The organism is Streptomyces sp. NPDC060184, assembly GCF_042728795.1.
Lineage (GTDB): Bacteria > Actinomycetota > Actinomycetes > Streptomycetales > Streptomycetaceae > Streptomyces.
In genome coordinates this window covers 1-13767 of sequence record NZ_JBHWYX010000010.1, presented here as the reverse complement: position 1 = coordinate 13767, position 13767 = coordinate 1, and the positions used below count along the sequence as shown (strand labels likewise).

At 71.3% G+C, this 13767-nt stretch carries 9 protein-coding genes; 4 read left to right on the top strand and 5 right to left on the bottom strand.

The window, feature by feature from the left end; genetic code table 11:
• Positions 1-91: 91 nt before the first annotated feature.
• The 3 genes from ACFWEE_RS08930 to ACFWEE_RS08920 all read left to right on the top strand — a co-directional run bounded on the left by ACFWEE_RS08930 (position 92) and on the right by ACFWEE_RS08920 (position 2853).
• A complete protein-coding gene (locus ACFWEE_RS08930; RefSeq protein WP_386887720.1) occupies positions 92-937 on the top strand; it encodes a PIG-L family deacetylase in 846 nt (281 codons plus the stop codon).
• A 335-nt stretch (positions 938-1272) separates the two neighbouring features.
• Positions 1273-2004, top strand: a complete 732-nt coding sequence (locus ACFWEE_RS08925) for a hypothetical protein (RefSeq protein WP_386887944.1) — start codon at positions 1273-1275, stop codon at positions 2002-2004.
• Between the two features lie 213 nt (positions 2005-2217).
• On the top strand, positions 2218-2853 hold the full coding sequence (locus tag ACFWEE_RS08920) for an SUKH-4 family immunity protein (RefSeq protein ID WP_386887719.1): 636 nt from the start codon (positions 2218-2220) through the stop codon (positions 2851-2853).
• A 90-nt stretch (positions 2854-2943) separates the two neighbouring features.
• Here ACFWEE_RS08920 and ACFWEE_RS08915 read toward each other — a convergent pair whose 3' ends face one another.
• The 5 genes from ACFWEE_RS08915 to ACFWEE_RS08895 form a co-directional block, all read right to left on the bottom strand.
• A complete protein-coding gene (locus tag ACFWEE_RS08915) occupies positions 2944-4656 on the bottom strand; it encodes a serine/threonine-protein kinase (RefSeq protein ID WP_386887942.1) in 1713 nt (570 codons plus the stop codon).
• 287 nt (positions 4657-4943) lie between these two features.
• Complete coding sequence (locus ACFWEE_RS08910) at positions 4944-5543, bottom strand: hypothetical protein (RefSeq protein ID WP_386887718.1); 600 nt, start codon at positions 5541-5543, stop codon at positions 4944-4946.
• Positions 5544-6112: 569 nt separating this feature from the next.
• Positions 6113-6874, bottom strand: a complete 762-nt coding sequence (locus tag ACFWEE_RS08905; RefSeq protein WP_386887716.1) for a polysaccharide deacetylase family protein — start codon at positions 6872-6874, stop codon at positions 6113-6115.
• Positions 6875-7631: 757 nt separating this feature from the next.
• Entirely contained in the window at positions 7632-9935 is a 2304-nt protein-coding gene (locus ACFWEE_RS08900) for an esterase-like activity of phytase family protein (protein ID WP_386887715.1), read from the bottom strand.
• 341 nt (positions 9936-10276) lie between these two features.
• Positions 10277-12394, bottom strand: a complete 2118-nt coding sequence (locus ACFWEE_RS08895; RefSeq protein ID WP_386887713.1) for a glycosyl hydrolase family 28-related protein — start codon at positions 12392-12394, stop codon at positions 10277-10279.
• Between the two features lie 428 nt (positions 12395-12822).
• Between ACFWEE_RS08895 and ACFWEE_RS08890 the strand changes: the two genes are divergently transcribed.
• Complete coding sequence (locus tag ACFWEE_RS08890; protein ID WP_386887711.1) at positions 12823-13659, top strand: siderophore-interacting protein; 837 nt, start codon at positions 12823-12825, stop codon at positions 13657-13659.
• Positions 13660-13767 lie beyond the last annotated feature (108 nt).

Sequence of the window (13767 nt, the reverse complement as noted above, 5' to 3'; positions counted from 1 at the left end):
CGGTTCGCCACCGGCCAGGACCGCATCGCGGTGCACCCGCCGTGCACTCGGACCAGACCACGACGTAATTCCGCAGGAGGACTGTTCTTTCATGACTGACCGGCCGTTGACCCTCATGGCAGTGCATGCCCACCCCGACGACGAGGCCACCGGAACGGGAGGGGTTCTCGCGCGGTACGCGGCGGAGGGGATCCGGACCGTGCTGGTGACGTGTACCGACGGTGGTTGCGGTGACGGACCGGGAGGCGTCAAACCGGGCGAACCCGGGCATGATCCTGCGGCCGTCGCCGCGATGCGCCGCCGTGAGCTGGAGGCGAGCCGTGAAGTCCTGAAGATCAGCGACCTGGAGACGCTGGACTACGCGGACTCCGGGATGGTCGGCTGGCCGAGCAACGACGCCCCCGGCTCCTTCTGGCAGACCCCCGTCGAGGAGGGCGCCGCCCGACTGGCAGAGCTCATGCGGCACTACCGGCCCGATGTGGTGGTCACCTACGACGAGAACGGTTTCTACGGCCACCCCGACCACATCCAGGCCCACCGCATCACGATGGCCGCGCTGGAGATGACCGCCCTGACACCGAAGGTGTACTGGACGACCATGCCGCGCTCGATGATGCAGCGCTTCGGTGAGACCATGCGCGAGTTCCAGGAGGACATGCCGGAGCCGGACCCCGCCGAGGCCGCCGCGATGGCCGAGATCGGGCTCCCCGACGACGAGATCACCACGTGGGTGGACACCACGGCGTTCAGCGGTCAGAAGTTCGATTCGCTGGCCGCACACGCCAGCCAGGGCGAGAACATCTTCTTCCTCAAGATGGGCAAGGAGCGGTTCGCCGAGTTCATGGGCGTGGAGACGTTCGTACGCGTCAAGGACGGCGTCAAGGACACCACGGGCGCGGCTGGGCGCGAGAACGATCTCTTCGCCGGACTGCGTTGATTCTCCCGGCAGGCCTCGCACTGCCTCGCACTGCCTCGCACTGCCTCGCACTGCGGCTTCGCACGGTCGGCCCGGCCCGCGCCCGGAGCGTCCGGAGCCGCCGCAGCTGCCTTGTCTCTCCGCCCCGGCGGTATCGCCGGGGCGGCCGGGCCGGAGCCGTGGTCGGCACGGGCACGTCCCCGCAGAGGGAGTTGTGGTGCCCGACGCCATTCCGCGGGTCCGATGTCGCTGAGACAGAAACCGGACATGTCCAGGATCATTTGAATATCGACCCGGCCTTAGTGTCATCGGTGAAAGCAGGAAGCACCGCAACCGAATCGCCGCTGGAGATCATGATGCGTTCGCGCCTCGCCGCACGTTCCACTCGTCTCTTCCTCGCCGCCGCAGCCGTGACAGCTCTCGCCGCCACCTCCACCTCCTGCAGCGCTGACGACACCGAGGACGCCGGCAGCTCCTCGGCTTCCTCCGCCGCAAGTTCCAGCCCCGCGTCCGGCGCCGCCGTCTCCGCCGGTGCGTCCGGCCCAAGCGACTCCGGCTCCGGAGCGTCCGGTTCCGGCGACTCCGGCTCCAGTTCCGGCTCCGGCTCCGGCTCCGGCGGATCCGATGACGCGACCGCGGCCTCCGGCGGCGGCAACGGCAACGGCGACAAGAGCGGCTACGGACAGTCCTGCGGCACCAATGACCTGGACTTCACGGTCACCGCGAAGTCGCAGGCCGGCGGCTACTACCTCGTCACCGCCAAGGCCAAGTCCGGCATCACCTGCTACCTGGACGTCAACACGCCCAGCGTGTCGTTCGGCTCCGGGGCCGACGGAGTGGCCTCCCCGGTCGGACAGGGCGGCGAGGACCCCATCAAGCTCACCGGATCCGCTGTCGCGTACACCGGTATCAGCCCCAAGACCACCGACGGCGACGGTGGCAAGGAGTTCGAGAACGTCATCATCGCCACCACCGACGACGACCCCGACCCGGCCGAACTCAAGCTCCCCGACACCGCCACGGTCGAGAAGCCCATCGTCACCAACTGGTCCACCGACCCCTCCGAGACCGTCCCCGTCATCGTCTGACGAACCGCACCGGCCGGCATCGACCGGGAATCCGCCTGGTCCTGTCGGCCGCCGTGAGACGAGATGCGCCGCCGTACGTACTCGGCCACGTCCCCCTCCTCCAGGTGGAGTACCGCCGCGCCCGCGTCGCAACGGGAGATCGCCCCACGGCGCCCCCGCCCGCGCCCGCACCCGCACCCCCGCCCGCGCCCGCCGACGTACGGAGTCCCGGAAGTGCTCTTCGATGTGACCCGCGGGGAACTCGTCGCCCTCTTCGGCGCGGAACGGATCGCGACCCTGGCCACCAGCGCCTTCCCGCCCGCGGTGGCGGACACCGAGGGCGCCCGGTTCCTGCGGTCCGTCGGCGTTCCGACCGGGACGCTTCTGCTGCGGAAGCCCGACGAGGAGTCCGGCCGACTGCCGCTGGTCCAGGAGGTCTTGGACGTCCTGGACCTCGATGGCTTCCAGGGCTTCGAGGACCTCGGGGACGCCTCGCCGGACGCGGGCGGGTGGCCCGTCTTCGGCTGGCTGCTCAACGCCCACCTCGCCCTGGCCCCCGGTACCGGCAAGGTCTACGCCTTCGATGCCGACGAGGAGACCGTACGGGAGCTCCACACGGACGTCTCCTCCCTAGTCCAGGTGACCCTCCGCTTTCAGCGTCTGCTCGAAGAGTTCGCCTTCGACGGCGACGAGGAAGCGGAGTTCGAGCGCCTGGAGGGCGAGGTCGAACGCATTCGTCAGGAGACGAACGGCATCGACGCGCTCCCGTTCCGGGACGACGAGACCGTCTGGTCCGTGGTCGGCGAGGAGATCGCCGCGGGCGGGCGCTTCACGGGGGACAGCCCGGCCGGGCGCTCCCTCTACGGGTGATCGCCGGCCGACGGCGCCCACGTGCCACGTTCTCCGGGGTTCCGTGCCCGCACACCGGGCGACGAACCGGATCACCCCGTACGGGCCGGGTCACCCCGCCTGCGCCGCTCCCCGCCAGACCGTCACGTCCGCCTGGAGGAAGCCGGCCTCCGGCAACGCGGTCGACTTCAGCCAGATCACCAGCAGCGCGATGTCGCCCTCGGCGCTCTTGATGCAGATCTCGCTCCCGTTGGCCGTGGCCACGAGCGGGATGCTGTGGTTCTTGTCGCCCCGCAGGTAGGCACGGCAGTCGGCGAGGGTGGTGGCCGTCTCCGCGGGCATCAGCTCCAACACGCTGGTGCGGCCCACCAGTTCGCAACCGAGCGTCTTGCATCCGAAGCGGAGGTCCCCCGTGCGGCCTTCCGCGTCCACGCTCGGGTCGTCGAGGTTCACCGAGTTCTTCGTATCCAGTCTGACCAGCGGGTACGGCTGCGGTCTCGGATCCCGGGGCGAGGCGGAGGCGGGCCCCGGTGCGCCTCCTTCGGTGCCCGTGCCGGAGGAGTCGACGGAGGACAGCGAGGACCCCGTCGCGGAAGCCGACGGCCGTGCGCCCGGTCTCGTGGCGGACCCCGAAGGGGCGGTGAGGACCTGGTGAGCGGCCTGGCGTACCGCGTCCATGACCGGTTCCGCCAGCGTTGCCGCCAGCAGCGTGCCCACCACCAGGCTCGCGGCGGCCGTCAGCAGGACGCGCCGCCTGCGCGCCTTGCGCTCCGGCGTCGTCAACGGCGACGGCGGGTCCGGGGGGCCCGGGAAGCCGAACGGCGGACCCGGCTGCTGCTGCGACCACGGCTCGGGCTGGGGCTGATGGGACCGCTGGGGCTGGGTCTGGGGCTGCAGGCGCGTCTGTGCCGGGGTGGGGTCGGGCAACGGTGGGGGGAGCACGGCGTCGTGAGCGCTGAACTCCCGCCACACGGCCGGGGCGCCCTCTTCGGCGTCACCCCCCAGCCGCTGTCGGCACCACTCCACGACCTCCGTCGGAGTGGCCCGCTCGGCCGGGTCGAGGGACAGGCACCGGGCGAAGAGCGGACGCAGGGGCTCGGGGAGCAGGGAGAGGTCGGGTCCGGAGTGCACGATCCGGTACAGCACGTTGATGCCCTGGCCCTCGCCGTAGAGCGGCCTGCCCAGGGCCGCGAAGGCCGCTGTCTGGGCGAGCGCGAAGACATCGGTCGCCGAGGTGATCTCTTCCCCGGATGCCTGCTCCGGGGCCATGTACGCGGGCGTTCCGACCGCGTGCCCCGTGGTCGTGTACGAGGTCCCGTCGGTCGCCTTCGCGATGCCGAAATCGATCACCCGCGGCCCGTCGGCGGCCAGCAGCACGTTCGACGGCTTCAGGTCCCGGTGGACGATGCCCTCGGCGTGGATGGCCTGCAAGGCCTCGGCCATCCCCGCCATCAGCCAGAGCAGGGCCGGAGTCGACAGCGGACCACGCAGGGCCACGGCCGCCGACAAGGACGGCCCGGGCACGTACAGCGTGGCCAGCCAAGGGGGTTCACCCTGGGCGTCGGCGTCGATCAGCTCGGCGGTGTACGCCCCCCGAACCCGCTGGGCCGCCCTGATCTCCCTGCCGAACCGCCGCTGGAAACCCGGGTCGTCCGCCAGCTCCGGCCGTACGACCTTGATCGCGACCGGCCGGCCGCCCGGGGTGTACGAGAGGTAAACCCTGCCCATACCCCCGGCGCCCAGCCGGGCGACGAGCCGGTAGCCACCGACCACCGGCGGATCCGCCGCCTGAAGTGGCTCGAAGACATCCCTGACCTCACCCATCGGCCCGCTCCCCCACTCCGCCGCGTCGGCCAACGCGAGCAGCCTACGTGGCAGAGCCACAGACGTGTTCCGTAGGGGCGGACGCCCTGCGGGGCGGCGAAATCCCGTAGCGGCCCGCGCCCTTGGGCCCGCACGGGCCCGGCGCGCCACCCACGCACAGGGCGACCATACGCAGAGCGCCCGGCCGGGAGAATCCCGGCCGGGCGCTCCGACCGCCGTCAGGCCGGATCAGGCACATCAGACCGGGCCGGATCCGATCGGGCCGGATCGGTTCAGGTCAGGCCAGGTCAGATCGTCGGGGTGTCGTCGACGATCTCCTTGTGCGGCTCGACGATGAACTTCCAGCCGTCGCTGGGCTCCAGGAACCGGACGCGGGTGGGATAGATGTCCAGGGCGCGACGGTCGCGGTTCTGACCGTTCGAACCCTTCCGGGCCCGGGCCGGCTCCTCGTACAGATCGACCTTGACGTCCGGCACCGCGACGACTTCCTCGCTCCAGCGCTGGACGACCCCCGCGCCGAAGGCTTCCCGCGCGGAGGCGTAGAGCGAGTCCAGGGACTCCTTGCTTCCGTTGGGCACGAAGAGCGCGAGGTTCAGCAGGACGCCGGCTCCCTGCAGGACCTCGATCGCCTCACCCGACTCGTCGGCGATCCAGACACCGCCCTCGTCGGCGTTGTCCGGGAGGACGTGGACCTCCTCACCGAAGACCGTCTTCGCGACGAAGGACCCGCCCTCGAAGTCCTTGCCCGGCGCCGTCAGAAAAGCCGGGGCGTAGCAGTCGAGAGAGAGGCCTTCCACGCCTGCCGGAACAAAAATGTTGTCCTGGGGCCCCAAGCCTGAAATCTCGTCGGCCGTAAGACGTCGAGCCGTAACCTTCTCGGTGTTCACGCCATTCCCCTTTTGCTCGCGGCGTTCTGTGAATTCACTAATACTCTACCACGAAAATGATCAACTCCACGCAGCCACCTGCGACTTCAACCTGCCGGTGACATGCAACACCGACCGTCCGCCGAATCATCGCAAACTCCATTACTTGTGGCCCATGGCGTCGGTATTCTCGTGCCGCCGTCCGGGACGACCCCCTTTTTCAGAATTGCAGCAGTTGCGTGCAATTAATTCCCGGGAACTCGTCAGCCGAGCAGTAATTCGGGCACCGCAGCAGTGGACAGTGACTGGATTGCCGGTACGGGCACAGCGCCGACTCGGGCAATGCCCGGCCTTGTCGCCGGGTCCGTCGGTCGGGGACCTGTGGGCGCCACTGAACGCGCCACCGGCCTCGCCCCGCTCACCTCAGCCCACCCCGGAACGCAGTGTGAGGCCGGACGGCGTCCTTCGACGTCGCCGGCCTCACCAAGACATGTGCCGATCGGGGTGCCCCGGTGGCGGAGCCGGGGGGGGCTGGGGCTGGGCGGGCCGCTCCGTGGTCGGCGGCCAGGATTCCTACGCGGGAGCCTCGTTCACCGTACGGGGAAACCGAAGGAGTACCCCTGCTCCTTGAGCCAGGGCAGCACCTCGCGGAGGGCGTCCACGGTCTCGGCGCGGTCACCGCCCGCGTCGTGGAAGAGGATGGTCGGGCCGTTGGCTATCTCGCTCTTGACGGTCGCGACGATGGCCTCCACCCCGGGGTGCTCGAAGTCCTTGGTGTCGACGTTCCAGCCCAGCGGGCGCATCCCCCGGGACGCGGCCAGTTGACGGCTGTAGGGGGTGAAGGCGCCGCCCGGAGCCCGGTAGTACATCGGCCGGACACCCCCGGACGCCTCGGTGATCATGCGTTCGGCGTCCAGGATCTCCTTCGACTGGTAGGCCTCGGACTTCTTGTCCATGGCGGTGTCGTGGGAGATCGTGTGGTCGCAGAGCCGGTGACCGTCCGCCACGACCGCCTTGACCAGGTCCGGGTACGCCTTGGCCTGCGTACCCACCATGCAGAACGTCGCCTTCACGCCGTTCTCCTTGAGCAGTTCCAGCACCTTCGGCGTCCAGGTCGGGTCCGGCCCGTCGTCGATGGTGATGTTGACGCCCTTGGGGCCCTGGTCGGAGGCGTGGACGATGCCCACCGCCACGGGGCGGACGGCGGGTGCCGAGGCGTGAGCCTGCGGCTGACGCCGGACGGAGGTGTCGGCCTGCGCCGTCCACATGGAGGCGGCAACGGCCGCCCCCGTCACTCCGACCGCCGCCGCGAAAACCTTGCCGTGCCATCCCTTTCCCTTGTGCCGCCCCATGTCCGCCCGCCCCTTCGCCGTGCCCGCCGGTGCCGTGCCCGCCGGTGTCCTGTCCGCTGCCGTGGACCCATCTACACATGCGAACAGCTGGACGAGGAAGCTCGGTTACGGATCACGGACAAAGCTGCAGGGGGGCGGCGACAAACGCAGGGCTTCCGCGACAGGCGCGGAGCGCATCGGCCCCACGGGCTGCGGGGGCGGTACGGTCGACCCGCACGACTACGCACACGGCTACGCGCACGGAAGTCGGGGAGCCACCGCCTTCGCGTACGCCTTCACGAAGGCCCGCAGCCCGTCGACGTCGGCCTTGTGCCCGGGGCGGTAGGTGTTCTCCACCAGGGCCGAGTAACTTGGGCGACGGTGTCCGGGGCCGTGTACGCACCGCCTGATTGCTGAGAATCGCTCTGTTCACAGTCGCCGCGCTGGAATCCAGAATCGCGTACCGGCCTGCGGCGTATTTCTCGCCCGCCTCCTTCGACGCATCCTCGGCGGAATCCTTGGCCACCGATTCGAGGATGCTGCTGGTGAGGTCCTCGCCGCGTCGGAGCGGGCCCCGCTCATGATGCCCGCGATGGCGGCCCCGGGCGCCGACGCCCCGTCCGGCGCCCGGGCAACGCGCGGACGGTCGTCGGCTGACAGCCGACGACCGTCCGACAGGGTGCGGGTTCGGCCCCCGGGAAGCACGCGACGCCGAGGTGGCCCCCCGGAGGGACGCCTCACCCCAGGGCGTCAGCTCCAGGGCGTCAGCTCCAGGGCCTCACCCGCGCCCGAACACCGCCCCCCGCGACCCCAGCCGCAGGAACACCGTCTCGCCCGTGGCGTCGGCGAGGCCGTCGTTGTCGGTGACGGCGTACACCTGGCCGTCGGCTCCCACGGTGAGCCCTTCGAGCTTCTCCTGGGTCCAGCCGCCGGTGGCCCGGAGCTCGGGCAGCACATCCTTGGCCAGGGTCTTCGGGAGCACCTGCAACGTGCCCTCGGCAGCGGCGGACTTGGGCAGGTCCACCGTGTAGATCCGCTTGATCGTGGCGGCGGGACCGTTGAGCTTGTCGCGCTCGATGAGGGCCAGTTTGTCGCCGACCGCCGTGATCTCGGAGAGCCCGATCCAGTCGCCCGGGGTGGTCGTGGTGCCGAGCTGGTAGCCGTACCAGCTCCAGGTGCCGGCCTGGACGTCGTACCGGCCGAGGCGGACGACGCCGGTGGGGTCGCCCTTGACCTCGCGTTGCAGGGTGGCCCAGACGATCTCGTGGCCCTGGCGGTCGGTGGTGGCGGTGACGCCTTCGAAGCCCTGCTTCGTCAGCCCGGCGGCGACGTCCGCGGGGAGCGGGACGACCTGGCGGGTGGTGCCGTCGCGGTCGAGGCGGACCAGCTGGTTGCCCGCGCCCGTCGCGCCCTCCACCGCGAGCCAGAATCCGCCCTGCGGGCGGGCGTGGATGCCCTCGGCGTCGTAGCCGACCGGGTTGCCCGCAGCGTCCTTGACCTGGAGGGCGCGGGTGATGACCGCGGGGCGGCGGGCCGTGTCGACGGTCAGGATCCGGGTCAGGGAGTACGCCGCGTCGGTCACGGTGTACAGCTCGTGCGGCTTGCCGGGGGCGGCGGAGAGGGCGCCGAGGGCACCCCAGCCGATCGGGGCGCCGGTGGAGTCCGAGGCGGAGAGGATGCTCGGGAACGCGGGGGTGCCGTTGCCGAGCCGGAAGAGGCTGACGGACGCCCGTACGTTGACCGAGGCGTCGTCCTCCTCGCTGGAGACCGCGAGCAGGTCCCGCGAGGGGATCGGCAGCAGTCCTTCGGGGCCGTTGGTGGTGGGCAGGATCTGCCGGAAGACGGGGGCGGTCGGGCGGGTCAGGTCGTAGACGGCGACGAAGTTGCTCCGCTCGGAGCCGACGAAGGCGTAGCGCACTCCGTGGAAGGTGGCGACCACCACGCCCTCGGGCTCGGTGCCCTTCTTCGCCGAGCGGTCCTCGTCGTGGAGGCCGTGGCGGACGGCGAGCCGTTCGAAGGTGTTGCCCGCGTCCCAGGCGACCGTGCCGGTACGGCTGTCGAAGACGGACCAGCCGCGGGTGCCGCCCTTCCAGTCACCTTCGTTGGCGGTCGCGAGGTAGCGGTCGTCGACCCAGCTGATCGCGTCGGGCTCGCGCGGCACGTCGGTGATCGAGCCGGTCTGGTCGATCACGCCGTCCTTGGCGGTGTCGATCCCGCGCACGGTGTCCGTACCGGCGCTGAACGCCTTGGTGATCCGGCCGGTCGGCAGGTCGACCAGCACGACGCCGTTGTTCTCCTGGAGGGTGACGGCGAGCTGGTCGCGGCTGTTGACGGAGACGTACTCCGGCTCCGGGTCGGTGGGCTCGGTGAGGCCGGCGGCGGCCAGTACGGGCAGGGCGGTGCCGTCGGGGCTGGTGAGCGGTACCGGCCGGGTGCGCCACCGCTGCGGCGAGGCCCCCTTCAGGTCGACGATCTGCACGAAGCCTGCCGGGGCCTGCGGCAGGTCGCCCTCCTCGCCCCCGGCCGGGGTCGCCTCCTCGTCGCGCTCGTTCTCGATGGCGACGGCGGCGTACCGCTGGTCGTGGGTGATCGCGATGGAGTCCGGCTGGCCGCCCAGGTCGAAGCTGCGGACCCGGTGGCGGTCGCGCAGCGAGATCACGTCGAGGCGGCCGGAGGGGTGGGCGTGGTCCGGGCTGGTGTTGACCACCACGAGGACGTGGCCGCCGACCACGGCGACGGAGGTCGGCTCGTCCTCGGCGTCGCCGAGCTCGGCCAGCGACAGCGTGCCGAGTCCGCGCGGCTTGGCGGGGTCGCTGATGTCGAGGAAGCCGATACGGCGGGCCAGGGCGTCGGTGTAGACGAGGGTCCGGCCGTCCTCGCTGGTCGCCGAGATCTCGGCGACGGTGGCCGTGGCCGGGTCCTCGCCCGCGGGCCGGTTCTGGAAGACCGGGTAGGTCGCGGTGCGCTGGAAGGCGACCGGCCCCCGCGCCTGCTGGTGCGCGCTCGCCGCGCCGGTACCGGCCAGCAGGCCACCGGTCACGACCAGGGCTCCGAGTGCTGCGTACGTCCTCTTCGGGGGCATCTGTCCTCCGTTGCGCGCGACGGTGCGCGGCGATCCACGACTGAGACGGCCGCGATGGTCCCAGCTCCGGGCGAGCGGGAGGCGGCGGATGCGTGAACTCCGGTGAAATCGCGCCCGCGCGGTGGACCCGACCCGCACGTCCGGGGCCGCCGGACGGACGGGCCGGGGCGCGCCCGCGCCCGCTCGTCCCGAAGCCGCGCGCGGAGGTGGTCCGGCCCGGCCGACTCCTCGTCGCGGAGCGGGAGTCGAGACCGGGCCGGACCGTACGGGTCACCGCGTACGGGGTCACCGCGTACGGGTCAGCGTGTACGGGTCAGCGTGTACGGGTCAGCGTGTACGGGTCACCACGCCGACGGCGCCGGGGGTGCGACGACGGGCGGGCGGTCGTCGCAGGTGAGGGTGTTGGGCAGTTGCCAGGCGCCGAACCAGGGGCCGGTGGTGCCGCCGCCGTCGTTGCCGCCGAGGTCGGTCAGGCTGAACTCCGAACCGGTGGCGGGAAAGTTGAACGAACCGCAGTTGTTGATGCCGACCGCGCCGACGTTGCGGGCGTCGACGTTCTCGAAGGATGCCGACCCGGCGGCGCGGGCGCTGATCACCGAGGTGCCGGTGCCGTCCACCCGTACGTCCTTGAAGTGCACTCCGGTGATCCGGTAGGTGTCCTTCACCGGCCAGTCGGCGACCAGCATGAGCGCGTTGTAGGTGGAGTCGAGGTAGCTGTCGCCGGTGACCCGGATGTCCGCGTCGATGTCCCGCTCCAGCGCGTAGAACCAGAGGGCGCCGAGCCCGATGTTCCAGTTCAGCTCGTACGTACCGGCACGGACCGTGGTGTTGCCGGTGAAGTGGAGGTATCCGGCGAAGGGTTCGGCGCCGAAGCGGGAGCCGACGTGCAGGGCGCTGCCCTCGCGGACCGGGTCGGCGACAAGGTTGTGGGAGACGGTGGTGTCCGAACCACCGTAGATCGCGATGCCGTTGGCGAGGACCGGCGACTGCACGGTGTTGTGGTCGATGGTGTTGCGCGCGTCGGCGCTCTTCTCCGACCACAGGGCGAGGGCGTCGTCGCCGGAGTTGCGCACGAAGTTGTTCCGTACGACCGAATCGGTCACGCCGGTATGGAAGTTGATGCCGTCGGCGATCTGGTCGGTGATGGTGTTGCCGATGATCCGCAGGTTCGACATCGGACCGTCGAACCACATGCCGACCTTGGTGTGGTGGACGTAGAGCCCTTCGATCACGGAGTCGCTGAGCGACCCTCCGACGCCGTTGACCTGGTCGGTGTCGATGCGTTCACGGACGTCGCCCTCGATGGCGAAGCCCGAGAGGCGTACGCGGTGGCTGCCGCCGGACGCCGCGTCCTTGCCGTAGAAGCCGACACCGGTGTGGACGGAGCCGTCGTCGGCCGGGGTGTCCAGCGCGACCTGGCTCCCCTTGATGATCGTGTACCAGCTTCCGGCACCCTCGATCGTGACGTCGTCCACGACGATGTGGCGGTTGACCTGGTACGTGCCCGGCGGGAGGTACACGGGGAGGTGCGCACGCCGGGCGAAGACGATGGCCCGGTCGATCGCACCGGCCGAGTCCTTCCGGCCGGTCGGGTCCGCGCCGAAGGCGAGGACGTTCGCCGCGAGGACCGGCACGCGCGGCGGCGCCACCAGCTGCGAGTCGAGGACGTCGACGGTCGTGGTCACCGCCCCGGCCCGCGCGGGCACGGAGAGCCGGACGGTGTCGCCCGCCCGGTAGGTACGGCCCAGGGTCAGGCGCTGTTCGTCGTAGAAGTGGCTGGGCCGGAACGGCTTGTCGATCACCGGGGCGGGGCTGGTGGCGGCGGGCACGCAGCCGCACTCCGTGATCCACCAGTCGTCGTGCAGCAGACCGGCACCGGGGTCGTTGGAGAACGGGTACTGGTTGTACAGCCAGGAGTACCGGGACGTCAGCGTGAGGGTCTTCCTGGTCGCGGGCGTACGCCCGTGCCCGGCTGCCCCGGTCGCGGTCACGTCGAGCGGGGCGGTGATGCCGCCGCCGTCCGGCGCGTCCGGGATGCTGTACCGCACGGTGATCGCGTTGGCGGCGGCCGGCAGCGTGAACTCGACGTACTGGCCCGGCTCCAGGGTCACCGCCCGACGCCCGGAGGCCTCCGCCGGGAGGGTGTACGCACGCCGGTCGGGGCCGATGACCGTGCCGTCGGTGACGGCGTTCTCCGCCTCCTGCTCGGCCGTCCCGAGGTCCGCGCCGGTCCCCGCCACCAGCGCCGGATCCAGTCCGGCACGGGTCACCACGGGGGCCGCCGCCCTGCCCGTACCGGACGGGGCCGTGGCGGACGGGGCCGTGGCGGTGCGGGTGCCGGGGGCGTCCGCCTGGGCCGTACCGCCGCCGAGACCGAGGCAGATCCCCGCGGCGGCGACGACGGCCGCCACGGTTCTCCGTCCCGCCCTTCGTCTGCTGCTCCGTGCCATCCGTGCCATCGCCAGCTCGATTCTCGTGTCGGGCGCGAACCGCCCGGGACGTTCGAGGCGGATCGGGCGTCGTGAGGTGAGCCGACAGTAGGGACCCCGCACGGGCCGCCACAAGGCTCGTGCGTGAGGTTTTCCTGTCACTTCTCACTCAACAGGCAGTGCGCCATTGGTTTTTTGCAGCATGTTGGTGGTTCGTTGCAGATGTGAGAGGGCGCGGCGCCCGGGGCGGGAGCGGACGCGGGGCGGGGCGAGGCAGGCACGGGCTGGGGCGGGCGGACCGGAGCGGGCGGGCCGGTGCGGGCGCGGAGGCCGGCGTGAGCTGGGGCGGGCGGACCGGAGGGGGCGCGGAGGCTGGCGTGAGCTGGGGCGGGCGCCCGGCGCGGGAAAACACCCCGCGCACCTGTTGACGACGAGTTAACTTAGGCTAACCTTCCTTCGTGGCGAAAACCCCCAGGCTCATGCCGAAGCATCCCGTTCTGTTCCGCGGCGAAGTGGTCCGCAGCGCGCGCTTCTCCCCGTCGATGCAGCGGGTGACGATCACCGGTGCCGACCTCGGCGACTTCCCCTGGCGGGGGTACGACCACTGGTTCCGGCTCTTCCTGCGCCGACCGCACCAGGAAGAGTTCGTCATGCCGGAGCTCGCGGGTGCGCAGCGCTGGTGGGACCCGTACTACGCCCTCCCCGAGGACGTACGGCCGCACTGCGCCAACTACACCGTGGCCGACTTCCGCCCCGAGGCGGCCGAGATGGACATCGACTTCGTGGTGCACTTCGGCCCCGGGGGCGAGCCCGAGGGCGGCGCGGCGATCTGGGCGTGCGCGGCCCGCCCCGGCGACCCGGTCGCCCTGCTGGACCAGGGAGGCATCTTCGACCGCCCCGACGATGCCACCGAGGTGCTGGTGGTGGCGGACGAGAGCGGCCTGCCGTCGACGGCCGGCATCCTCCGTTCCCTCCCGCGCGACACCGTGGGACGGGTCATCCAGGAGATCCCGCTCGCCGAGGACCGCCGCCCGCTCGACGCACCGGCCGGCGTCTCCGTGACCTGGGTCGTCCGCGACGACGCGACCGCGGTGCCCGGCACCGCCGCCCTGGAGGAGCTCCGCCGCCACGCCACCGTGGACGCGGCCGGGTACGCCTTCGTCGTCGGCGAGTCCACCCTCGCCACCGAGGGCCGCCGCCACCTCGTCCGCGCGGGCCTGCCGAAGGACCGGATCACCTTCTCCGGCTTCTGGAAGAGCGAGAGGGCGGAGCGGGTCGTACGCGCCGCCGCCTGAGGGCGTGGCGCGGGACGAGGCACGACGGCGACGACGGCAGACGGCAGACGGCAGACGGCAGACGACGAACGACGGGCAGGGGCGCGGGCGGCACGGATCACCGTGCCG

Excerpts from the sequence above, each read along its gene's own strand:
- ACFWEE_RS08895 (WP_386887713.1), bottom strand. The coding sequence starts at position 12,394 with ATGGCACGGATGGCACGGAGCAGCAGACGAAGGGCGGGACGGAGAACC.
- ACFWEE_RS08930 (WP_386887720.1), top strand. The coding sequence starts at position 92 with ATGACTGACCGGCCGTTGACCCTCATGGCAGTGCATGCCCACCCCGAC.
- ACFWEE_RS08915 (WP_386887942.1), bottom strand. The coding sequence starts at position 4,656 with ATGGGTGAGGTCAGGGATGTCTTCGAGCCACTTCAGGCGGCGGATCCG.
- ACFWEE_RS08900 (WP_386887715.1), bottom strand. The coding sequence starts at position 9,935 with ATGCCCCCGAAGAGGACGTACGCAGCACTCGGAGCCCTGGTCGTGACC.
- ACFWEE_RS08905 (WP_386887716.1), bottom strand. The coding sequence starts at position 6,874 with ATGGGGCGGCACAAGGGAAAGGGATGGCACGGCAAGGTTTTCGCGGCG.
- ACFWEE_RS08925 (WP_386887944.1), top strand. The coding sequence starts at position 1,273 with ATGCGTTCGCGCCTCGCCGCACGTTCCACTCGTCTCTTCCTCGCCGCC.